A 25,186-nucleotide genomic window follows, 5' to 3' on the forward strand; every position below is an offset into this window, starting at 1 on the left:
TTAAATCTCTATTTCATAAATTTCCGTTTCCAAAGCATTAATTTTAATAGAAAAATCCTTCCTTTCTATTTTCTCATTAACCATACCTTGGCTAGCAAATAATTTCTTTATCTCTTTAAGCTTATATACTTCATAGGATTGTGAAATATGTTTATTAATTTTCTTTAGGGAAATTTCAAAACCACTTCTATTGCAATTATGAATAATTAACAATAATTTGTTTTTATAATTCTTAATAGTGTAAACAATTATTCCATTATTTGCCATTGATAAAAACTTTAGTTTTTTCTTAATATCCCTATTTTTGAAAATTTTAAATTCCTGTCTAGTTTTTCTAAATTCTATAAGTTGAGATACATAGTTAAAAGTATCTATGTTTTTCTCTTTTAGTTTCCAATTTATACCATTTATTTCTAATGATGCATTATATGAATTATGGGACATTTTCTTATCCCTCATAAATTCATTACCACTATGAAAAAATGGTATGCCTAAAGATGTAAGTAAAATATTAAAAGCCATTTTATATATTTTATTAAGATTTTCCTTATCGTCTACAGATTTTAAAAGTTTATCCATTATAATCAAATTGTCATGGGCATTAAAATAATTTATACTTTCTATAGCATCTTTAGCAAATCCTCTTCTATCGTTATCGTAGTCTATTGAGCCGGCAATACCTTTTTCTACTCGATTCTTTAAATAAAAATCCCCTTGAATATATCCCTTACCACTTCCATCATTGTCACCTTTAATAGCATCTCTAAAATCAGCATTAAAAACCGCAAATTCCTTTCCCTTTTGAGTACCTGCTAAGGTCCTTTCATTTATAGGTAAAGGACTATCTAATGCCATCCAAGGCTCACCATAGATAATTATATTAGGATTTATTTCCCTTAATTTTTTAATAGCTATATTAATTGTTTCCGTGTCTATTAAAGCCATTAAATCAAATCTAAATCCATCTATTTTATATTCTGTAGCATAATAAATAAGGGAATCTATTATAAACTTTCTACCCATTCTAGATTCGGATTTAAATTCATTACCACAACCTGAACCATTTGAAAAGTCGCCATTTTCGTTTAATCTATAAAAATATCCTGGAGCTAGTATATTGAAATTAGAATCTATCGACCTGTAAGTATGGTTGTAAACTACGTCCATAATTACCGATATTCCTTTTTCATGGAGTCTTTGTACCATGGTTTTAAATTCATAAATTCTTGAAATAGGATTATCCGGCTCAGTCGAGTAGGAGCCTTCAATATTATTAAAAAGCTCTGGATCATACCCCCAATTATAATTGTTCTGTTTTAAAAAACTACCAGAATCTTCGTCTACTGTTAAATAATCATATATTGGCATTAAATGTACATGGGTTATTCCTAAATCCACCAAATTTTGTAATCCGGTAGAATAGCCATTATAATTAGAATTCAAATCTACAAGACCTAAAAATTTTCCTCTATGCTCTTCTTTAGTATTTGAACTTTCATCAATAGAATAATCTTTAACATGGACCTCGTATATTATTGCATCCTTTATTTTATTTCTTGGTACTTTATGTTCTCTAAATCCTTGAGGATCTGTTTTTCTTAAATCCAATACACAAGATTTAGTACTATTAACAGAAGAAGCAACAGAATAGGGATCTGTTATTTCATACTTACCTTCTATAATGTAATTGTAGAATTTTAAATGTAAATCTCCCATTACCTTTAATTCAAATAAGCCAAACCTATCTCTGTTCATCTTATATTCTTTTCTTCTTATATCTCTATAATCATCATAAATTACCAAAGTAATATTTCTACGTGAAGGAGACCAAATTCTAAAAATTGTATATTCTTTTGTATATTCGTATCCTAATTTTTTATTTATTTCCATATTTCTTAACACTCATCTCATCTATTATATGATTTCTTTAAATTTATCCAATGAATAATCTACAGAAAACTTTCCACTATGTGCCAAATTTACTAATTGCATATTATTCCAACAAAGTTTATCTCTATACCTTTGTTCAACTAGTTTTTGTGTCCTTGCATAAGCTGGAAAATCTTTAAAAACAAAAAAGCTGTCATTATACTTTACAATTAAATTATATAGTTTTTCAAAACTTTCCTTTAATAAAGTATTGTCACTGGTTTTTATTTTTTTAATTAATTTACTTAAATCTTCATTGTTCTTAATAAATTCTGTAGGATTATAATAATTATGTTTAAATTGATTATCTAATTCCTCTCTTGATAATCCAAATAGGAAGATATTATCTTCTCCTATTTCATTTCTAATATCTAGGTTTAAACCTGTTCTACTACCAATTGTAAGTCCCGAATTAAACATGTATTTAATAGCTGAAGACCCTGCCATATCTATTCCCGGTGTTGATAGTTGTTCGTTAATATCTGCTGAAGGGATTAACCTCATAACCTTCTCTATAGTTAAATTCTCTATAAAAACTACTTTTAATTTATTCTTTATTGTTAAATCAGAGTTTACAACATAAGCCAGAGTATTTATATAATTAATTACATATTTTGCAGCTAAATAACTTTGAGAGGCCATTCCTCCAAAGAAGAAGGTTCTGTCTGCTAAGTCTATACTAGAATTTTCTTTTAAATCAAAGTATAGTTTAGTAATATATAAGGCTGTTAAAAATTGTCTTCTATGTTCATGAAAATCCTTTAACTGCATATCAAATATAGAATAAGGGTTTATTTTTATATTATAATTGTCCTTAATATATTTTTCTACTTCTAATTTATTCTTTCTCTTTATATTATCTAATTCATTAAGTACTGTTTCATCATCCCTGTATTTTTCTAATTTAATTAAACATTTAGGATTTTTTATAATATCCTCATTTAATAACTCACTTAAATAATCAGTTTGCTTTTTATTTGATAAATACAACCAAGTTCTTTGACTTACACCACTTCTGTTTAGTTTGAATTTTCTTGGAAAAATACTACTAAATTTATTTAATCGGTCATCGGTTATTATTTTGTGATGTAATTCTGAAATAGCTCCAAAACTATTACTAACAAATAAAGCAATATTTGTAAAATTAATTTTATTATCTTGAATAATATATAATTCTTTTAATTCACTTTCTTTTAAATCGAAAGTTCTTACTTTTAAGATTTCCTTTAATTTTTCATCTAAAAATTCCATTGTATCTATTATTTTAGGACAGATTTCTTTTATTAAATCTATATCCCATGTTTTTTTCTTTGATGTAAAATTATCATATGAGGTATAATTAAAAATCTGATTGGCTTTTTCGTAGGCAAATTCATAACTACATCCTGTTGTTTTCTTATATTCTTCTATAAATACAGGAATTGCCATTATTGTATGACTCTCATTCATTTTAATAGCAATATGTTTTTCTAACTTTAATAAGTCTATTTTTTCTTTCTTAGCATTTGCTAAAATATCTTTAACAGAACAAGTTGCATAAAAATATTCCTGTCCCAATCTGATTTTTTTACCTGCTATATTTGAATCTTCAGGGTATAAAAAATTTATTATACTTTTTGTACTTATATAATTATAATATAGTTCATTTAAGCTACCTCTTAAAATAGCATCTACATTAATTAAATTATCATTGATAATAGACCAAACCCTTAGAGTGTTTACTGTTTTTCCTTCATAACCTAAAATTGGAATATCATAAGCTTGAGCTTGTACTTTTAAACTTTTAAATTCTATATCATATACAATGTTTTTTCTATACTCCCATGGAAAACCAGCAGCAAGCCATGTATAGACCTTTTCCACTTGATTAAAATTTACAATTTCCTGCTTTAATCTTCCATTTTCATATCTTATCCCATAGGCCATAAGATTTTCATTTACAGAACTTGCACTATCTAAAAAAGAAAATGCAAATCTACCTAGGGATTCTCCACCTAGTCTACTAGTAGTATCATTTTCTAAAATGTCTTCAAATTTATAACCTAATTTATTAAAGGCATAATTAAATTCTTTTTCTAATTTAAGAAGTCCTATATTTCTTCCTAAAAATTTTTCTGGCAAATATTCAAAAGATAAAAGATAAATAATAAATTTTTTTCTAGAAAAAAATTTATCCTTGGTATCTCTCCAAGGATATGAAATTATATCTTTTATAACTTCAGCTGTAGCAAGATAGACATCAAAACTACTAGCTTCGTGTCTATCTACTACTAATTTATAATTTAAATTATGCTTTATCTTTTTTAGTATTTCCTCACCGCTAATTTTTAGCATAACTAATTCACCAATTCTCTATATAGCTCTATATATTCTTGAGCAGATTTTTCCCAATTATTTTCTTCATTCATGGCAGATCTTACAAGATTTTCCATAGATTTTTTATCATAATAAAATCCGATTGCTCGTCTTAGTGTATATAGCAGGTCATGAGCATTAATATTGGTAAAACTAAAACCTGTTCCTTCACCGGTAAATTCATTATATGGCTTAACAGTATCTTTTAATCCTCCGGTTTCTCTTACAATTGGTATTGTTCCATATCTCATAGCAATTAATTGAGAAATTCCACAAGGTTCTGCTAGTGATGGCATTAATAAGAAGTCTGCTCCTGAATAAATTAAATGAGCCTCTTCATTGTTATAGTAAATTCTTGCCCTAAACTTGTCTGGATATCTATGTTCAAAATATCTGAAAGTGTCCTCATATTTTTCATCGCCAGTTCCTAATATAACTACTTGAATATCTTCAGTATATAATAACTCGTCCATTATATAACAAACTAATTCAAGGCCTTTCATTTCTACTAAACGTGATACCATAGCTATCATTGGTACATCGTCTCTTTCTTCTAGTCCAAACCTTCTTTGAATCTCTCTTTTGTTTTCAATTTTTTTATCTATTGTTTTTAAATCATAATTTTCAGATAGATATTTATCTTTTTTAGGATTCCACTCATTATAGTCTATTCCATTAACTATTCCCTTTAATTTATACTCGTGTTTTCTAATTACTCCATCTAATCCTTCACCGAAATAGTCATATTTTATTTCATTGGCATAATTCTTAGAAACCGTTGTAAAATAGTCACTAAATACTATTCCACCCTTCATAAAGTTTACTGCATTATAGAACTTCAACGCTTCGTCATTATAATAGTCAGGAGATAAACCTGCCACTCTTAAAATATCAGAAGGGAATACTCCTTGGTATTTTAAATTGTGTATTGTATAAACCGCCTTAATATCCCAGTAATAGCTATCTCCTCGTGCAAAGTCCTTAATGTAGACATTTACCATAGCCGTATGCCAATCATTAGAGTGTATAACATCCGGTTTAAATCCTATTATTTTAGGTAGCTGAACACAGGCTTTAGAGAAAAATAAAAATCTTTCCCCATCATCGCCTTCACCATATATGTTATCCCTATTAAAATATCTTTCATTATCAATAAAATAGAACTTAACACCTTCATGTTCTAATTCCATTATTCCTGCATATTCATGAGCGTTTCCTAAATCTACATAGAAATATCCTATGTAGTTCATTTTCGATTTATACTCAAGTGGTATTTTCCCATATAAAGGTAATACCACTCTTATATCATGTCCTTGTCTTTTTATTTCTAACGGTAATGAGCCAGCAACATCTGCTAGCCCTCCTGTTTTTATAAAAGGTACCGCTTCAGATGTACAATATAAAATATTCATTCTTTATTTCTCCACTACTAAATTTTTTGCAATAACATATGGAAGATTTTGACTTCCTACTATTGATACTCCTGACTTAACTTTAACATATTTATCGGTAATTGTATTAATTACTACTGCATCAGATTCTATTTCTGTTTTTTGGAATAGAATAGAATTCTTAACAATAGCCCCTTTAGCAACTTTAACACCTCTGAAAATTATTGAATTTTCAACTTGCCCTTCAATAATACAACCATTGGCTATTAATGAATTAGACACTTTAGAGTCATCACTATATAATGTTGAAGGTTCGTCTTTAGATTTTGTTAAAAGAACACCATTTTTATAGAAAATATCATCATAAAAATGTGAATCTAACAATTTCATATTAGAATCATAGAAGCTTCTTAAACCTCTTATCATTTCAACATTTTCTTTTTCCTCATGTAAACCAATTTTAAATTTACTAAAGTTATTTGCTATAGCTTCTGTTAAGTCCTCTGCATCACCTTTTTCTATTGAGCTTTTAACTAGGTATATAAAAACTTCTTTTTTAATAAATCCAACCTTTGTTAACATTGAAAACTCTTCTTGAGTTCCTAAATTGGTTCCTATATTAACTAATTCTCCTTGAGCGTTGAAAATTAACTTTTTCTCTCCAATATGTTTTCCTAAACTATCTTTACTATTAGTATAGAATAATAAAATATCATAGTCTTCTTCAATAAACCTATCATAAGTATCTGTTAAATCTTCTTTATCTATAACCATTGGATCTACTATATATAAATAATCTTCCTTAGCTTCCTCATAGAAGGCCATTGTATCATTTAGAGTTTCTAATTGATTTGATCTTACTCTATCTGGTCCAACAATAGCTGGAAATATAACAAGACCACTTCTTCTTCTATTTAATTCCCAAGGAGCTCCATTTCCAACATGATCCAAGGTTGATCTAATATTTCTGCCACCATATAATATTACATTAGAAAAATCATTGTTAGCCAAATTTGATAAGGTAAAATCGATTAATCTATATCTTCCACCATAAGGTAGCATATATGCGGGTCTAGTCTCACATAAAGATCCATACTGATTTGATGCTTTTCCACCGATAACAACACCTATACATTTTTGCATAATACTACCTCCTAATCCACACTTATACCGTCGTTATCAACTAGGTATACCTTTTTATCGTCTGGAGAACCTATCTCCTGTTTTTCATCAATTACACAATCTTCGTTTATTACAGCGTTGTAAACCTTAGCTCCTTTTTTAATTACAACATTAGATAGAATTACTGAGTTTACAACTTCTGCTCCTTCTTCAATAGTTACACTTGAGAATAACACTGAATTTCTAACTGTACCATAAATTCTACAAGCTTCATTTATTAAAGCCTTCCTTACTACTGCACCATTTGCTATAAAATGAGGTGGTAAATTTTTAGCCTTAGTAAATATTCTTTCTTTTTTATCATATAAATTTAAATTATTATCGTTTAATAAATCTAAATTTGCTTCCCAATAGCTTTTTACTGTTCCAACATCCTTCCAATAACCTTCAAACTTCCAAGCATACATATCGTATCCTTCATTTAAAATAGCAGGTAGAACATTTTTACCAAAATCGTGGTCAGAATCTTTATCTTTTGCATCTTTTATTAAAAACTCTCTTAAAACTGACCAATTAAACATATATATTCCCATTGATGCTAGGTTGTTTTTAGGATTTTCTGGTTTTTCATCAAATTCAACAATTTTATTATCCTTGTCGGTATTTAAAATTCCAAATCTTGAAGCTTCTTCCCACGGAACTTCCATTACAGCAATTGTACAAGCTGAATTTTTCTCTTTATGATAATTTAAAAGTTCATTATAGTTCATCTTGTATATATGGTCTCCTGATAAAACCAATACATACTCTGGAGCTAAATCATCTAAATAATCTATATTTTCATATATTGCATTTGCAGTTCCTTCGTACCACCTACCACCTTCCTCTGTAGCAAATGGTGGAAGTACTCTTAAACCACCACTATTTCTATCGTAATCCCAAGCAGAGCCATTACCTAGGTGAGTATTTAATAGAAAAGGTTTATATTGAGTTAACACTCCAATATCTCTAATATCTGAATTAGTAGCATTGCTTAAAGCAAAATCTATAATTCTATATTTACCCCCAAATGGTACTGCTGGTTTAGCAATATTCTTAGTTAGGCCTTTTAATCTTGAACCTTGACCTCCTGCTAACAACATTGCTACAACTCGTTTTCTTGCTCTCATAATTACCTCCTATTTTTGCTTTAATTTAATAAACATTGCACCTAATGGTGGTAAATCTACTCTTATGCTATATTTTTTAGAATGTATTTCTTCCTCTTTAGTCTTATAAGGTTTGTTTCTAAGTAAATTACCTCCATATTTTTGCATGTCACTATTTAACATAACTGAATAAGTTCCTTCTTCATCAACTCCTATTGGATAATTTTTTCTTAAAACTGGAGTAAAATTATAAGCACAGATTAATTTTTCTCCTTTATCTGAAATTCTTTCAAAAATAACTACAGATTCTTTATTATTATTTACTTCTAGCCAATTAAAACCCTCGTAGTCAAAATCCTCTTCCCATAAAGCTTTTTCTTTTCTATAAAAATTATTTAAATCTGAAATAAATTTCTTGTATTTTACGTGTTTTTCATAATCTAAAACACTCCAGGTAATTTCGTCCCATTCGTTCCACTCATCAAATTGAGCTATTTCATTTCCCATAAAGTTTAGTTTTTTACCAGGATGTCCATACATATACATCATCAATAATCTTAATGAATCAAATTTTTGGCTATACTCTCCTGGCATCTTATTAATCATTGAGCCTTTCATGTGAACAACTTCATCATGGCTAAATGGAAGAATATAATTTTCACTAAAGGCATATACTAAACTAAATGTAAGTAGATCATGGTGATCTTTTCTAAATAATGGATCTAGTTTTATATATCTTAAAGTATCGTTCATCCATCCCATATTCCATTTATAATTAAATCCAAGACCATCTAATTCAACTGGCATAGTAATATTTGGCCAAGCTGTTGACTCTTCAGCTATCATTAAGGTGTTTGGATAATTTTTAAATATTACAGTATTTAATTCTCTAATAAAGGAAACCGCTTCCTTATTTTCATTACCACCATCTTCGTTTTTAATATCCTTACCTGTAAAATCTAAATATAACATGTATGCAACAGCATCTACCCTAATACCATCAATATGATAATAGTCATGCCAATACAAGGCAGAGGAAATTAAAAAGTTTCTTACTTCATTTTTCTTAAAATCAAAATTCAATGTTCCCCATTGTTCATTTTCAGCTTCATAACTATTAGAAGATTCGTAAAGTCCTGTTCCATCAAATTTTGCTAAACCAAAATCATCTTTACAAAAATGAACTGGAACCCAATCTAATATTACCCCTATGTTTTTTTGATGGAATTTATCAACTAAATACATAAAATCCTTAGGAGTACCAAATCTAGATGTTGGAGCAAAATAACCTGTAGTTTGATATCCCCAAGAACCATCAAAAGGATATTCTGTAATAGGCATTATTTCAACATGGGTATACCCCATTTCCTTTACATAATTAACTAACTCATCAGCTAATTCTACATAGGAGTAATAGTCTCCATTATCCTTCTTTTTCCATGAAGCCAGATTTACTTCATATATACTCATTGGAGTTTTATAGATATCGGCTTTCTTTTTCTTGTTTAGCCATCTTTTATCCTTCCATTTGTAACCTTTAAGGTCATAATATTTTGAAGCAGTCTTTGGCTTTAATTCAGCATGAAAAGCATAAGGGTCAGCTTTATATTTAATCTCATCATTTTTAGTCACTATTCTATATTTATAGGAATCATATTCCTTTACATCAAATACATTAATAATCCAAAGTCCTGTTTCTCCTATCATTTTCATAGGAAGATTGTAATCATCCCAATCATTAAAGTCTCCTACTAAATTAACATATTTAGCATTAGGTGCCCAGACAACAAATCTTACGGTTTCTTTATCACCTTCTATGTACTTATGGGCTCCCAGAAACTCATAGGATTTTTCATTTATTCCCTTATTAAATAAATATGCATCCTCCTCACCTTCTTCAGTATAATAATAATTAATAATTGGTTTTTTCATTACAGCCTCCATAGATTTAATTCATCTTAATTTATTAGTTTGATTATAACATAACATAATTTATACCTTTCTTATTATTTACCCAAATACTTTCTTATTATTTACCCAAATATATTAATTTATATAATTATACCTTATAAAAGATAATTATATTCTATAAAGAATAATTATTTTTTATAGACTTGACATAAGTTAAAATATTTAATAGAATATTGTCAATAATTTACTATGAACTAGGGATTTATTTTAATATTATTCTAGCGAGTTGAATTTGGTGAAAGTCAACATAATATACTATAAATCGAGGACTAGGGAGTATATATTACGAGTATTACAAGTAATATACGTTGACTGCGTTATGGTTTAAGTGGATATAGGAATATATCAATTAGAGTGGTACCGCGGATTTTTCGTCTCTTTCTTTACTAAGAAAGAGATTTTTTATTTTTAGGAGGGATTTAATTGAAGAAAAAAATATTGGCATTATTATTAATTGCAGCATTTACATTAACTGCATGTGAGAAGGTTGAAAAGACAGATACATCAAATTCAACTAATGTTAGCAAGGAAGAAGCTACTGAAGCTACTACGGAAAAAATTGAAGTTACTGAAAAGTCATTAGCTGAAATGAGGGAAGCTTATGAAGTTTCTGTAGACGATTTAAAGGCTGAAGATTACCCGGAAGACAGTACAATGCATAAAATATTAACAGATAAAAAGTTAATTGTAGCTACAAATGCAACTTATCCACCATATGAATATAGATTAATGGTAGAAGGTAAATCGGAATTTGGTGGAATTGATATGGAAATGGCAAGACTTTTAGCAAAGAAAATGGGTGTTGAGCTAGAAATTGTAGATACTTCTTTTGACAGTTTAATAGCAGGTCTTGATAGCGGAATGTATGATTTATTACTGGCAGGAATGAACAAGGACCCAGAAAGAGAAAAACAAGTTGACTTTACCAGCGACTATTATTTTCCTACTTTAGTTTTACTTGTTAGAGAAGCCGATTTAGATAAATATAAAACCGAAGAAGATATTCCTGAGGATTTTAAATTTGGTAACCAAATGGGAACAGTTCAAGAAAATGTTACTAATGCACATTTTCCTAATGCAAAAGATAATTCTTTATATTTAAAAAATTATACAGATTTAACTGCAGCTTTAGAAACCGGACAAATTGACGGATTATTAGTAGAGGATATTATAGCTAAGGCTTTTATGGCACAAAATTCTAAACTTGCAATTTCTGAAGGAATAAACTATCCTGGAGAAACTGGTTTTGCCGGAGCTCTAAAAAAAGGTGACAAAGATTTCCAAGATTATTTAAATGCTTTTATAAAAGAAATTCAAGACAATGGAACTTTTGATAAAATAGTTGTTAATAGTAATGAATTAGCAGGAGTTGCAGAAGAGTCACCGGAAGAAACAAGTACAGAAGCTACAGAATAAAAAATTACAGTAGAGTTTGAAAATTCAAACTCTACTGTCTTTAATAAAGGAGATATATATGAATTTAAGTATTGAAAACTTTCTAGCTCTTCAAAAATTCATTCCTATGTTTCTGCAAGGTATTAAAAATACCTTGTTATTGTCTCTAATAGGAATATTTTTTGGAATTATTTTAGGAATGATTCTATCCTTATTTAGATTATCAAGATTTAAAATATTAAGGGGGATTTCTTTAACTTATTTAGAGTTTTTTAGATGTACCCCTTTGATGATTCAAGTATTTTTTATATTTTTTGCTACTCCCGAATTATTTGGCATTAGATTTTCGCCATTTTATGCAGGGGCTATAGCCATGTCACTTAATAGTGCTGCCTATGTTTCGGAAATTATTCGTTCCGGTATTAATTCTGTTGATAAGGGGCAAATGGAAGCATCTCGTTCATTGGGACTTAGCTATGGTAAAACCATGCGCTATGTAATAATTCCCCAAGCAGTAAAAAATATACTTCCTACTTTAGGAAATGAATTTGTTGCTATTATAAAGGAAACTTCAACCCTAACTGTAATAGGAGCTGCCGAGGTAATGTATACTACAGACAGAGTTAAAGCTTCGTCTTTTCAATCTACAGCTCCTATTATTGTTGCAATGGCAATTTATTTTGTAATTACCTTTACATTATCCAGAGTTATTGCATATTTTGAAAGGAGGATGAAGATAAGTGATTAAAGTTGAAAACCTCCACAAGAGTTTTGGAAAAAAAGAAGTTTTAAAGGGTATGAATATAGAAATAAAAAAAGGTGAAGTAGTTGTTGTCATTGGACCATCAGGTTCAGGAAAATCCACCTTTTTACGTTGTTTAACAAGACTTGAAGAACCAACTAAAGGAAAGATTTTTCTTGAAAATATAGAAGTTACCGACAAAAAAACCGATATTAATCTTATAAGACAGGAAATGGGAATGGTTTTTCAGCATTTTAATTTATTTCCCCATTTAACTGTAAATGAAAATATAACCTTAGCACCGATACAAATTAAAAAAATATCTAAAGATGAGGCAAGAAAAATTTCAAAGGATTTACTGGAAAAAATGGGATTACCTGAAAAAATAGACGCTTATCCTAATAGTCTTTCCGGTGGGCAAAAGCAAAGAATTGCTATAGCAAGGGCTTTGGCTATGAATCCTAAAGTTATGTTATTTGACGAAGCTACTTCAGCCTTAGACCCTGAAATGGTAGGAGAAGTACTTCAAGTAATGAAGGACTTAGCGAAAGCAGGAATGACAATGGTTGTTGTTACTCACGAAATGAACTTTGCAAAAGAAGTCGGTAGCAGAATAGTTTTTATGGACGAAGGTGTAATCTTAGAAGAAGGTAGTCCAGAAAAAATCTTTAACAACCCTGAACATAAAAGAACTCAGGATTTCTTAAAAAGAGTTTTAGAAATATAAAAAAGAAGTGATAAATACCATCACTTCTTTTTACCTTCAACATATCTTGATAAATCCATAAGATTATCTTTTATTTCATTTAAATTTCTTTTTACTTCAGAATATTTTTTTAAATCAACATCTTTAAAACTAATAGATAACTCATCATCTTTTAATTTTTTCATTTTGTCAATTATATCTTCAATTTCTAGGTATAAATTAAATTCCATTTCCTCTTTTGAAATTTCATTGTACACTTTCTCTTCATTTGGTTTTAATTCATATTTCGAATATAGTTCAGGTATTACACAACTTAATTGCAAATTTTTAGAAAGTGTTTTAGCTAATTCTTCTTGTTCATTATTTTCCCCATGTACTATAAAGACTTTTTTAGGTTTTGTTGTAAATGAATTTACCCAATCTAGTAACATCGGTTCATCAGCATGTCCTGAAAATCCATCTAAGTTATAGATACTAGCCTTTACTGCAATTTCCTCACCGAGTATTTTTACCGAGTCCTTACCATCTAAAAGTATTCTCCCTAATGTTCCCTTTGCTTGGTAGCCTACAAAAACAACTGCCGAGTTTTCATCCCATAGATTATGTTTTAAATGATGTCTAACTCTACCGGCATTAGCCATTCCTGATGATGATATAATAACCCTTGGAAATTTAACCTTATTTAATGCAATTGATTCTTCTGCTGAGGAAATATACTTTAAATTATCAAATTCAAAAACATTATCTCCTTTAAAAATCAAACTTTTAGCTTCATCATTAAAGAAATATGTGTTATCTAAAAAAGCTTCAGTAGCCCTTACGGACATTGGACTATCTACATAAATTGGAACCCGTTGATGATATTCAATGTCCTCGTTATATTCATAATATTCATTTAATTCATATACAATCTCTTGAGTCCTACCAACAGCAAAGGCTGGAATTATTACAGTTCCTCCTTTAGCTGAAGTTTCATCTATTATTTTTATTAAATTTTGTATTATATTTTCACGATTTTCATGAACTGTATTTCCATATGTTGATTCCACCACTAAATAATCTGTTTCTTTTATATAGGTTGGATTATTTATTATAGGCTTATTAGGCATACCTAAATCACCAGAAAAAACAATTTTAGTTGTCTTACTATCTTCTGTTACCCATAGTTCTATTATTGCAGAACCTAATATATGACCAGCATCAGAAAATCTAAACTTAATATTATCATTTACTAATATTATTTCATCATAATAACATTCTCTAAAATTATTTAAGGAATTTTCTGCATCTTTTGTTGTATATAATGGTTCAATTAATGGTTTACCAGCCCTCATTCGCTTTTTATTATCCCATTCAGTATCTGTTTCCTGAATTTTTGCACTATCTAATAACATTATTTCACATAGGTCAACAGTCGGCTTTGTTGCAAATATTTTTCCTGTAAACCCTTCTTTTACAAGTAATGGTATTCTTCCACTATGATCTATATGAGCATGGGTTAGGAGCATAAAATCTATTTCTTTCGGATTAAATTTAAATTCTTCTCTATTTAAAGCCTCTACTTCGTCATTTCCTTGAAATAAACCACAGTCTATTATGAACTTTTCATTTTTTGTAGTAATTAGAAAATTTGATCCTGTTACCATTTTAGCTGCACCTAAAAATTGTATATCCATATTTCCTCCATTAGTAAGCTCTTTCAAATTGTTTTAAATAATCTATATCTATTTTATTGTTTTTAGCAAATTCCATAACTAAGTTTGAATTTCTAAGTAAGCCCCTTCCTATTGCTACTAGGTCACATTTATCTTGTTCTATTAAATAATTTGCTAAGTTGTAATCTTCTAATAATCCTACTGCAATTACTGGCATATTTAACGCTTTTTTTATTTCCTCAGCAAAACCAGCTTGATAACCTCCATATACTTTTATATCTACAGGAACTAAGCCACCTGATGATACATGAACAATATCTATGTATTCCTTAACTTCTAATAGAATATCAATAATCATATTTATATCTATCCCTTGAGATAGATAATCAGAAGCAGAAATTCTTAGGGATATTGTTCTATCTTCTGCCCAATATTTTTTTACTTCTTTTAATATTTCCTTTAATAATCTAGTTCTATTTTTTAAATTACCTCCATATTCATCTTCTCTTTTATTGGTAATTGGAGATAAGAATTCATGTATTAAGTAACCATGAGCACCATGGATTTCTATTAAATCAAAATCCGCTTCTAAAGCCCTTTTTGAAGCTTCTCCAAAGGATTTTATAACTTTCTTAATATCTTCCTTGTCCATTTCTTTTGGTAAAGTATATTCTTCATTAAATTTAATTGCAGAAGGAGCAAAATGTATTAAATTCTTAGTTTCAGATTTTCTTCCTGCATGGGCTAATTGTATACCTACTTTAGAACCAAATCTATGAGAGAAGTTTACTATGCTCTTTAATCCATCTATGTATTCATCACTATAAATCCCCAAGTCATCATCTGTGATTCTTCCATTAGCCATTACTCCTGTTGCTTCCAATATTATTAGTCCAACTTGTCCTAGGGCAAAGGAGCCGTAATGAACCTTATGAAACTCATTTACAAATCCATTTTCCGCACTATACATACACATTGGTGGTAAAACAACTCTATTTTTCAAATCCAAATTCTTTATTCTATATTCTGATAATAATGACATAATAATCACCTCAATTATATTTTACCCAAAATACACTTGTTTCTAATATTTGAAAATTTGGAAAAAATAAAAAACACCTTTGAAAGTCCCCACTTCCAAAGATGTTTAAAATTATTCAGCTTGTTCAAACTGACTATTATATAGATTTGTATAGAAGCCATTTTTAGCCATTAATTCCTCATGATTACCACTTTCGATTATATCTCCATTATCCATAACAAATATCATGTCAGAATTTTTTATTGTAGATAATCTGTGGGCAATAACAAAAGATGTTCTTCCCTCCATAAGTTTATCCATGGCTTTTTGTATTATAACTTCCGTTCTAGTATCTACAGAACTTGTTGCCTCATCAAGTATTAACATTGGAGCATTTTCTACCATTGCTCTTGCTATAGTCATTAATTGTTTTTGACCTTGAGATAAATTTGTCTTATTATCTAAAACCGTATCATATCCCTTAGGTAAGGTTCTAATATAATGGTCTAATCCAACAGCCTTACAAGCTTTTACAACGTCTTCATCTGAAACATTGGTCTTACTATATTTAATATTTTCCTTAATTGTACCTTCAAATATCCAGGTGTCTTGTAATACCATACAGAATAAATCATGTACATTTTCCCTTGTAACTTCTTTTATATCTACTCCGTCAACGGATATTTTTCCACTATTTAACTCATAGAATCTCATTAACAAGTTAACTAAAGTTGTCTTTCCTGCTCCTGTCGGTCCAACAATGGCAACTTTCTGACCGGCTTTTGCCTCTGCAGAAAAATCTTTAATAATAATTTTGTCTTCGTCATAGCCAAAACGTACATGTTCAAATGTAACATTCCCCTCAACTTCTTTAGGGTTAATGGTTTTTGTTTTATAGGATTCATCTTCAAGTTCTTCTTCTTCTAAGAACTCAAAAACTCTTTCAGATGCTGCAGCAGTAGATTGTAAACTCGTTGCTGCCTGAGCTATAGTTGTTAAAGGATTTGTAAATTGTCTAATATAAATCATAAAGGAAACTATAACACCAAAGTTCATCTTTCCCTTAGAAACCAATATTGCACCAACAACAGATACAGCCACATAACCAAAGTTACCAATAAAGCCCATAATTGGGTTCATTATACCTGAGATAAACTGGGATTTCCATGCAGAATCATATAAATCATCATTTATTTCATTAAATTCCTCTTTAATTTCATCCTCAGCATTGTAGACTTTAATAATCGTATGAGCCCCATACATCTCTTCTACATAACCGTTCATTTCACCTAATGACTGTTGCTGTCTTATAAAATATTTTTGTGATTTAGACATTATGAAAATCATTAAAGTAAATCCTATTATAGTTGATGCAATAGCTGTTAATGTTAATGTAGGATTAGTTGTAAACATCATATATAAGGAACCAAAAAACATTGCTATTGCTCCTGCTAAAGAGCCTATACTTTGGTTTAAGGATTGACTGATTAAATCAACATCATTTGTTGCCCTACTCATTATGTCCCCAAGAGTAGTTGAGTCAAAATACCTTAAGGGAAGTTTGTTTATTTTAATTGATATATCTTTTCTTAATTTTTTAGATACTCCTTGTATTACAGTAACCATTAAAAATTCTTGTAAATATAACAAGCCTGCTCCAATTAAGTAAAGGGCCACTAGGGTATAGCAAATTTTTTCAATAGCTGCAAAATCCATTTGACCTTTTATTCCAGCTAAAATTAAATCCGAAATTTCCCCTAATCTTCTAGGTCCGTTTAAAAGCATAATTGTTCCTACAAAGGAGAATATTATAGCAATAATAGTTTGAATTCCATATACCTTAAAATATCCTAATAAATTTCCCCAAGCTTTTTTAAAGTCTTTTGCCTTAGCATATTTACCACTTTGAGTATTTGCAGCAAAAGAGTTTCTTTTTCTTAATTCTCTATTTTTTTTCATGCAAGTTCCTCCTGTGATAATTGGGAATAAGCTATTTCCTGGTAAACCTTACAATCCTTAATAAGTTCGTCATGAGTACCTAAGCCAGCCATTTCTCCATCTTCCATAACAAGTATTTTGTCAGCATTTTTTATTGAACCAATTCTTTGAGAAACAATAATATTAGTTGCATGACTTGTTTCCCTTTCTAAAGCCTGTCTTAACATCTTATCGGTTTTAAGGTCTAGGGCTGAAAAAGAATCATCAAATATATATATTGCAGGATCTCTTGCTATGGCTCTTGCTATAGAAATTCTTTGTTTTTGTCCTCCAGAGAAATTTGTTCCTCCCTGCGCTACATAAGAATCTACACCATCTTCTAATTTATTAACGAAATCTGAAGCTTGAGCAATTTCTAAAGCATTTTGTATTGCTTCATCTGTAATTTCCCCTTTTCCATTGTCACCATAATCAATATTAGATCTTATTGTTCCTGAAACTAATATTGTCTTTTGTGAAACATAGCCAATATAATTATCCAATATATTTAATTTGTAATCTTTAACATTAACTCCATTTACAAGTACTTCACCTTCAGTAACATCGTAAAATCTTGGAATTAAATCTACAATTGTAGATTTACCACTACCTGTTGAGCCTATTATTGCTAGGGTTTCTCCCGGTTTAACCTTGAAATTTATATTTTTAAGTACATACTCTTCTGCATCAGGATATTTAAAACAAACATTTTTAAATTCAACTTCTCCAATATTGTCTTTAACTTCTGTAATATTACCGTCAAGAATTGAAGGTTCTGTATCTAAAACTTCATTAACCCTATTTGCAGAAACTTGAGCTCTTGGCATCATTATGAAAATCATAGTTAACATCATAAATGAAACTACTACCTGAGTTGCGTATGATGTAAAAACAACCATATCACTAAATAAATTTATTTTTTCCATGTAACCAGCATTAAAAATTAAATATGCTCCTATCCAATAAATAGCTAAACCTATACCGTTCATTAAAATTCTCATCATTGGATTGAGCATTCCCATTAATCTTCCTGTAAATAAATTATTTCTAGTTAAGTCATCATTTGCCTTTTCAAATTTATTTTCTTGGTATGCATCAGCATTGTATGCCTTAACTACCCTTATTCCTGTAAGATTTTCTCGAATTACCCTATTTATAGAGTCTATTAATTTTTGTACCCTTCTAAATCTTGGTAAAGCAAATATTCCTATTATAGCAATTACTATCATCATAATTATTACTGCAATTGCTGTAGTTAATGACCATTGCCAGTTTTTACCATAGATTTTTAAAATTGCCCATACTGCCATTATTGGTGCCTTTATCATCATTTGTGCACCTATTGCAATAATCATTTGAATTTGTGTTATGTCGTTAGTAGATCTTGTAATTAAACTATCTGTAGAAAATTGTTTAATTTCTTCCTTTGAAAATTCCTGCACTCTATGGAAAACCGTTCCCCTTAAACGTCTTCCAAATACTGCTGCTATTTTTGCTGCAAAAAAACCACAAATTATAGCCGCTCCTAAACTACCTAAAGCACAAATTACCATTCTAATACCAATATTAATAATTTCACTTAAGGAGCCATTTGTCTGTAGTATTTGAGTTATTTGTGTCATATAATCAGGTATTTTTAAATCTAGGAATACTTGTGTCGATATAAACACAACGTTAATTAAAAAGAAAAACCATTCTCTAGGTTTTAAAAATCTTAATAATCTTAACATCTATTCACCCCTATTCCATATCATTTTTTAGATTACTAACCATCTCTTCTAGTACTTTAAAAAAGATATCCAATTCTTTTTCATCAATGTTTTCCAAAATAATTTTTTCTATTTCTTCTTTACTTTTTAAAATATTTTCATTTAATTCTTTAGCTTTTTCTCCAAGTACAATCTGCTTTAATCTAGCATCTTCTTTAACGGAAACCCTCTTTACATACCCCTCTTTTTCCATTGTAGATAATATTTTTGATAGTCTAGATTTTTTTATTGAAAATTCTTCTTCAATATCCTTTTGAAAAATCAACTTATCCGGATTTTGAAATAAAAACTTTAATATAAGTCCTGAAATTGGTGATAAATTTTCATCAAAAGATTTGTGTAACTCCTCTATTCGTTTATTTAAGAAGAAATTTATAGTTTTTAATTGTATTACTAATTCCCTTTTCATATTAACTCCTATAGTTTTAAGATAGTTAGTCCGCTAATTGTTTCTTTGGAAACTGTTTCGTACTAAACTATTATAAGTACTTTAGGAATTTTTGTCAATAAAAAATAACATTAAATAATATTAATGTTATTTTTTAAGTTTATTCACTAAATAAAGGTGTTGAAAAATATCTGTCACCACTATCCGGTAAAATTATTACTATGTTTTTCTCTGTATTTTCCTGTCTTTTTCCAACTTCTACAGCCGCATATAAGGCTGCTGCTGACGATAATCCCAGGAGTAACCCCTCTTTTTTTGCAAGTAATTTACCATATTCAAAAATTACTTCATTGTCCACCTTTACTATTTCATCATAAATATTTCTATTTAAAATACTAGGAATAAAACCAGCCCCTATACCCTGTATTTCATGTGAACCTGAAGGTCCTCCAGAAAGCACAGCTGAAGTTAAGGGTTCTACTGCTACTATCTTAATATTTTTATTTTTCTCCTTTAAATACTCGCCAATACCGGTAATAGTTCCTCCAGTACCTACTCCTGCAACTAAAATATCTATATTTCCATCCATGTCTTTCCAAATTTCAGGACCAGTTGTAAGTTTATGGGCTTTAGGATTTTCTTTATTTTCAAATTGGGATGGAATAAAACTACTTGCATACTTCTTTGAAAGTTCCTCTGCCTTATTTATAGCTCCACTCATACCTTCTGAACCCTTTGTTAAAACTATTTCTGCCCCAAAAGCCTTAAGTATATTCCTTCTTTCCTCTGACATGGTCTCCGGCATAGTCAATATCATCCTATAGCCTTTTACAGCTGCAATTGCTGCTAAACCTATACCGGTATTACCTGAAGTAGGTTCTATAATTACAGTATCCTTATTTATTTTTCCTTCTTTTTCTGCCTGTTCTATCATTTGTTTGGCAATTCTATCTTTAATACTTCCTTCTGGATTTAAATATTCTAATTTACCAAATAAATTAGCTTTTAAATTAAAGTACTTTTCTATATTGTCTAACTTCATAATTGGAGTTTTGCCAATTAAATCTAAAATATTGTTACTTACATTCATATAATCGTCTCCTAACAATTAAATATATAGCAATAATAGACTACATCTTATATTGTATAATATAATAGAAAATGTAAAAAGATATTTTAATAAAACTTTGGAGTCTATATGAATGATTTAATAAAGAAACTTTTTGAAAACAAAACTTTAAATAATGAAGAATTTTTAGATATACTATCTTCTAATAAATATGACGAAGAATTAAAAAAATTAGCCAATATAAGAAGAGAAGAATATTATGGAAAAGATGTTTATATTAGAGGTTTAATTGAATTTTCCAACTATTGTAAAAATAATTGCCTATATTGTGGAATTAGAGCAGGAAATAGTAAGGCAAATAGATACAGATTAAATACAGAAGATATTTTAGACTGTTGTGAAGAAGGATATAAATTAGGTTTTCGTACTTTTGTCCTACAAGGTGGTGAAGACCCTTATTTTTCAGATGATATTTTTCTTGAAATAATTTCAAAAATTAGAAGCAGTTTCCCTGATTGTGCCATAACCTTATCCTTAGGAGAAAGGGATTATAAGAGTTTTAAAGACTTTTTTGATGCCGGAGCTAATAGATATTTGTTAAGACATGAAACAGCTAATGAAAGTCATTTTAACAAAATACATCCTAATAATTTAAGTTTGGAAAAAAGGAAGAATTGTATTTTACAATTAAAGGAAATAGGATATCAGGTTGGTTCTGGCTTTATGGTAGGCTCACCTTATCAAAAGTTGGAATATTTAATTGAAGATCTGCGTTTTTTGGAAATCCTTCAACCTGATATGATAGGTATTGGCCCCTTCCTAAGTCATAAGGACACGCCTTTTAAAAATTTCGAAAATGGTAGTATGTGCCTTACCTTAAAATTAATATCAATTTTAAGACTTATGTTTCCCTATTCACTAATTCCTTCAACTACTGCTTTAGGAACTATTAACCCTGAAGGCAGGGAACTTGGGTTAAAGGCTGGTGCAAATGTTGTAATGCCAAATCTTTCGCCTTCTAATGTAAGAAATAAGTATGAGCTATACGATAATAAAATTTATTCAGGCAGCGAAGCAGCAGAAAGCATAGAATTATTAACAAAATTAATTGAAAAATCAGGTTTTAAAGTCTCTGTAAACCGTGGTGATGTAAAAAGGACAACTCTTTAGTTGTCCTTTACTCTATAGCTATTAGCGTATATGTGGTATCTATTATTTCTTGTAAAACCACATAAGGTAATTCCCTTTTCTCTAGCTAATTCTATTCCTAAATTTGTTGGAGCTGACCTTGAAATCATAATTGGTACCTTCATTTTTGAAATTTTTGTTACAATCTCAACAGGCAGTCTTCCAGAAAAAGCAATTATTTTATTAGTCATATCTATATTGTTTAAAACACAATATCCTGCTATTTTATCTAAAGTATTATGTCTTCCAATATCCTCCATATAAACTATAACTTCATTATTAGAAATTAGTGCTGCAGAATGAACTCCAGCTGTTTTTTTAAATAGTTTTGCTTTGTTTTCCATTAGTGTAATTTGTTTAGGAATTTCTGTTGATAATATTTCCATTTTGGAATTATTTTTTTCAAGTTCTATTTCTTTTTTCTTCGTGTCACCTTTAATTTTTAAGTCCATTTTTCCTTCTGTATCAATGTCTATATTAATAATGTCCTCTTTACTATTAATGTAGCCATTCATCCATAGAAAACCTACAGCCATTTCCTCTAAATTAAAAGGAGAGCATACCGTTTTAAAAATTTTTTTACTATTTATATAAATATTATACTTTCTTTCTTCTACTATATTTTCGATATTCTTCTCAATAACACCATTATTAAATGTAATAACCTCATAATTTAAATATTTTTCTTCCATATAAACCTCTACTAGCTAAAGTCCTTTGCAATTTTTAAAAATTCTTTAACTGCCTTACTTAAAAATTTATTTTTCCTATAAAAAAATGAAATATCCCTATCTGATTCATATTTATTTAATTTATACAGGCAAATATTAGGATTTGGTCCAACATTTCTTATTAAAAAATCACTTATAAAGGAAATACCTATTCCATAACTAGTAAGATTATAGGATGTAATCTGCTGTTCTAATTCTAATATAATCTTAGGCTTTATATCTTCATAGGCAAGCTTTTTATCAGCTCTTTTTCTTGTATCGTTACCTTCCTTTAATAAAATAAAAGGATCATCCTTAAATATTTTTAATGGTATTGAATCTATATTATCTTCTAAAAACCTTCCAGATATAACATCTTCATAATTTAGCTGAAAATCCTCTACGTATTTATTGGATTCTATTTTTTTAGGAACAGCTAGAAGAATATTGTCCTTCCTATGAAATTGTTTAATATATTCATTTTTATCGTATTTATAGTTGTCTATGGCAATATCAATAGTTCCGTCATTTAAATACTTCATTAAATTTGAAGATTTAGCTTCTACTATATCTACATTTACTTTCGGATATTTTTCTATAAAAGTTGAAACTATTGGTGGTAATAAATATGAAGTATATTGATGTGTACCACCAATAGCAACCTTACCTGCTTTTAAATCAGAAACATCATTTATATACTCATCAAAATTCTGTTCCAACTCCAATATTTTCTCTACGGTTTTAATATATTTCATTCCTATATCAGTAATGCCTATTGGCTTTGTAGAGCGGTCAAATATTTCATAACCTATTTCCTTCTCAATTCTTTTTATAGTTCCACTTAAAGAAGGTTGTGATATATACAAATTATTTGCTGCTTTTGAAAAACTTCTTTCCTTATATACTTCATAAACATATTCTATTCCTGTAAACATTATAACCTCTCACCTATACTTATATGACAATATTTGTATTTGATTATATAGTATTCCAAGCATAGAATATAAGCAAGAAGAATATTGTTTTTAAAAATTATCAGGAGGTTGTTATGGATAATTTCAGAATAGAATTTGACTCAGTTGGAAAATTAGAAATACCTGTAAATGCATACTATGGTGTTCAAACTTTAAGGGCAAAAAATAACTTTAATATAACTGGAAGAAAAATGCATAAAGATTTAATAATATCTTTAGCAGAAATAAAAAAAGCTTCGGCTATTTCAAATATAAAAACCGGTGAGTTAGATACTGCAATAGGAGCATCAATTATTAAGGCTTGTGATGAAATTATAGGCGGAAAATATCATGAGGAGTTTATTGTTGACCCTATACAAGGTGGAGCTGGAACCTCTGCTAATATGAATGCAAATGAAGTAATAGCAAATATTGCTTTGGAAATATTAGGAAGTTACAAGGGGAATTATTCCTTAATTAATCCAAATGACCATGTAAATATGAGTCAATCTACTAACGATGTTTTCCCAACAGCTGGTAAAATGACTATAATAAAATTATTGAAAAAACTTAAAATAGAAATTAATAATTTATATATGGCATTAATATCCAAAGCTGAAGAATTTGATGATGTTATAAAAATGGGAAGAACACAACTTGAAGATGCTATTCCTATAACCCTAGGTCAAGAATTTAGTGCTTATAGCCAGGCTATTAAAAGGGACTTAAGAAGATCTGAATTGGCAATAGAGGAAATGGAATATGTAAATATGGGTGCTACTGCCATAGGTACAGGCTTAAATGCAAAAAAAGACTATATAGATAATATCGTTTTAGAATTAGATGAAATATCTAATTTAAACTTAAAACAATCTCCTAATTTAATAGATGGTACACAAAATTTAGACAGCTTTACTATAGTCTCAGGTTACTTGAAAACCCTAGCTGTTAATTTATCTAAAATTTCTAACGATTTGAGACTTATGAATTCCGGTCCAAGAACCGGTTTAGCAGAAATTACACTACCAGCTAAACAAAATGGTTCTTCCATAATGCCAGGTAAAATTAATCCAGTAATTCCAGAAGTAGTAAACCAAATTTCATTTAATGTTATAGGTAATGATACTACTATAACCATGGCTTGTGAAGCAGGACAACTAGAATTAAATGCTTTTGAACCGATAATTTTTTATAATCTATTTGAATCAATAGAAACCTTAACCTTTGGTATAAAAACTTTTACAGACAATGCTATAAAAGATCTAGTTGCCAATAGAGAAAACTGTAAAAAGCACGTAAGCAACTCCATTGGATTAATAACTGCTGTAAATCCTTATATAGGTTACCAAAAATCAGCTACAATTGCCAAGGAAGCTTTGAAATCCGGAAAAACCATAAAGGATTTATTAAGTAAAAAACATATTATTCCAGATAATGAAATAGACAATATTTTAGACCCTTATAAAATGATAGAACCAAAAAACTAGGTAGGTGGAATTTCCATCTTACCTAGTTTTTTGATTTATTAGCCAAATAGCAAAAATCCTTAAAACTCTTTTTCATAAAAAGTTCGGCTCTATAATTTATAGTGTTGATGGAAATAAATCCATTAGCACTATTTTTTATTGGAATATAAAAGAATAGACAAATTATTCACTTTTCCTATAAAATATATGCTACCACACAAAATATAAAGG

The 25,186-nt window shown here is 29.1% G+C and carries 19 protein-coding genes and 1 other annotated feature; of the genes, 5 read left to right on the forward strand and 14 right to left on the reverse strand.

Translation table 11 applies throughout. The annotated features are described in order from the left end of the window. Genes pulA through glgB form a run of 6 tightly spaced genes read right to left on the reverse strand, consistent with a single transcriptional unit; the run spans position 1 to position 9,877 of the window. Positions 1-1,890 (reverse strand): type I pullulanase, encoded by a 1,890-nt coding sequence (gene pulA, locus WAO56_RS09605; protein ID WP_422142866.1) that lies wholly within the window; start codon positions 1,888-1,890, stop codon positions 1-3. Between the two features lie 24 nt (positions 1,891-1,914). Next, the gene (gene glgP / locus WAO56_RS09610) at positions 1,915-4,263 is read right to left on the reverse strand and encodes a glycogen/starch/alpha-glucan family phosphorylase (protein WP_422146337.1); all 2,349 of its coding nucleotides are present in this window, start codon (positions 4,261-4,263) and stop codon (positions 1,915-1,917) included. A 2-nt stretch (positions 4,264-4,265) separates the two neighbouring features. Continuing rightward, entirely contained in the window at positions 4,266-5,696 is a 1,431-nt protein-coding gene (gene glgA / locus WAO56_RS09615) for a glycogen synthase GlgA (protein ID WP_422142868.1), read from the reverse strand. A 3-nt stretch (positions 5,697-5,699) separates the two neighbouring features. Further along, positions 5,700-6,818: a glucose-1-phosphate adenylyltransferase subunit GlgD gene (gene glgD, locus WAO56_RS09620; protein ID WP_422142869.1), complete on the reverse strand. Its 1,119-nt coding sequence runs from the start codon at positions 6,816-6,818 to the stop codon at positions 5,700-5,702. Positions 6,819-6,829: 11 nt separating this feature from the next. Beyond that, a complete protein-coding gene (locus WAO56_RS09625; RefSeq protein WP_422142870.1) occupies positions 6,830-7,966 on the reverse strand; it encodes a glucose-1-phosphate adenylyltransferase in 1,137 nt (378 codons plus the stop codon). Between the two features lie 9 nt (positions 7,967-7,975). After that, the gene (gene glgB, locus WAO56_RS09630; protein WP_422142871.1) at positions 7,976-9,877 is read right to left on the reverse strand and encodes a 1,4-alpha-glucan branching protein GlgB; all 1,902 of its coding nucleotides are present in this window, start codon (positions 9,875-9,877) and stop codon (positions 7,976-7,978) included. Positions 9,878-10,096: 219 nt separating this feature from the next. Then, positions 10,097-10,298: a binding site (T-box leader), on the forward strand. Positions 10,299-10,339: 41 nt separating this feature from the next. Between glgB and WAO56_RS09635 the strand changes: the two genes are divergently transcribed. From WAO56_RS09635 to WAO56_RS09645, 3 genes are read left to right on the forward strand one after another with little or no spacing between them, the layout of a single operon-like run. Next, the gene (locus tag WAO56_RS09635; protein ID WP_422142872.1) at positions 10,340-11,332 is read left to right on the forward strand and encodes a transporter substrate-binding domain-containing protein; all 993 of its coding nucleotides are present in this window, start codon (positions 10,340-10,342) and stop codon (positions 11,330-11,332) included. A gap of 58 nt (positions 11,333-11,390) precedes the next feature. Beyond that, positions 11,391-12,059 carry an amino acid ABC transporter permease gene (locus WAO56_RS09640; RefSeq protein ID WP_422142873.1) on the forward strand — a complete coding sequence of 223 codons (669 nt, stop codon included), beginning with the start codon at positions 11,391-11,393 and terminating at the stop codon, positions 12,057-12,059. Then, entirely contained in the window at positions 12,052-12,780 is a 729-nt protein-coding gene (locus tag WAO56_RS09645) for an amino acid ABC transporter ATP-binding protein (RefSeq protein ID WP_422142874.1), read from the forward strand. Before WAO56_RS09640 ends, WAO56_RS09645 begins: the two co-directional genes overlap by 8 nt. 20 nt (positions 12,781-12,800) lie before the next feature. On the opposite strand, the gene WAO56_RS09650 is transcribed toward WAO56_RS09645, so the two are convergent. The 6 genes from WAO56_RS09650 to cysK form a co-directional block, all read right to left on the reverse strand. Beyond that, complete coding sequence (locus tag WAO56_RS09650) at positions 12,801-14,435, reverse strand: MBL fold metallo-hydrolase RNA specificity domain-containing protein (protein ID WP_422142875.1); 1,635 nt, start codon at positions 14,433-14,435, stop codon at positions 12,801-12,803. 10 nt (positions 14,436-14,445) lie between these two features. Continuing rightward, the gene (locus WAO56_RS09655; RefSeq protein ID WP_422142876.1) at positions 14,446-15,456 is read right to left on the reverse strand and encodes an NADH:flavin oxidoreductase/NADH oxidase; all 1,011 of its coding nucleotides are present in this window, start codon (positions 15,454-15,456) and stop codon (positions 14,446-14,448) included. Positions 15,457-15,567: 111 nt separating this feature from the next. Further along, a complete protein-coding gene (locus WAO56_RS09660) occupies positions 15,568-17,394 on the reverse strand; it encodes an ABC transporter ATP-binding protein (RefSeq protein WP_422142877.1) in 1,827 nt (608 codons plus the stop codon). Further along, a complete protein-coding gene (locus WAO56_RS09665) occupies positions 17,391-19,142 on the reverse strand; it encodes an ABC transporter ATP-binding protein (protein ID WP_422142878.1) in 1,752 nt (583 codons plus the stop codon). Before WAO56_RS09665 ends, WAO56_RS09660 begins: the two co-directional genes overlap by 4 nt. Before the next feature lie 10 nt (positions 19,143-19,152). Next, positions 19,153-19,590, reverse strand: a complete 438-nt coding sequence (locus WAO56_RS09670; RefSeq protein WP_422142879.1) for a MarR family winged helix-turn-helix transcriptional regulator — start codon at positions 19,588-19,590, stop codon at positions 19,153-19,155. Positions 19,591-19,729: 139 nt separating this feature from the next. Then, positions 19,730-20,659, reverse strand: coding sequence for a cysteine synthase A (gene cysK / locus WAO56_RS09675; RefSeq protein ID WP_422142880.1), 930 nt, complete (start codon positions 20,657-20,659; stop codon positions 19,730-19,732). 108 nt (positions 20,660-20,767) lie between these two features. On the opposite strand from cysK, the gene hydE reads away from it, so the two are divergent. Next, the gene (gene hydE, locus WAO56_RS09680) at positions 20,768-21,808 is read left to right on the forward strand and encodes a [FeFe] hydrogenase H-cluster radical SAM maturase HydE (RefSeq protein WP_422142881.1); all 1,041 of its coding nucleotides are present in this window, start codon (positions 20,768-20,770) and stop codon (positions 21,806-21,808) included. Here the strand turns inward: hydE and fdhD are convergent. Then, entirely contained in the window at positions 21,805-22,518 is a 714-nt protein-coding gene (gene fdhD, locus WAO56_RS09685; RefSeq protein ID WP_422142882.1) for a formate dehydrogenase accessory sulfurtransferase FdhD, read from the reverse strand. The genes hydE and fdhD overlap by 4 nt on opposite strands. 11 nt (positions 22,519-22,529) lie before the next feature. Next, a complete protein-coding gene (locus WAO56_RS09690) occupies positions 22,530-23,471 on the reverse strand; it encodes a LysR substrate-binding domain-containing protein (protein ID WP_422142883.1) in 942 nt (313 codons plus the stop codon). A 113-nt stretch (positions 23,472-23,584) separates the two neighbouring features. On the opposite strand from WAO56_RS09690, the gene WAO56_RS09695 reads away from it, so the two are divergent. Further along, positions 23,585-24,976, forward strand: a complete 1,392-nt coding sequence (locus WAO56_RS09695; RefSeq protein WP_422142884.1) for an aspartate ammonia-lyase — start codon at positions 23,585-23,587, stop codon at positions 24,974-24,976. The last annotated feature ends 210 nt before the right edge of the window (positions 24,977-25,186 follow it).

This window comes from Miniphocaeibacter sp. (genome assembly GCF_049276255.1).
Lineage (GTDB): Bacteria > Bacillota > Clostridia > Tissierellales > Peptoniphilaceae > Miniphocaeibacter.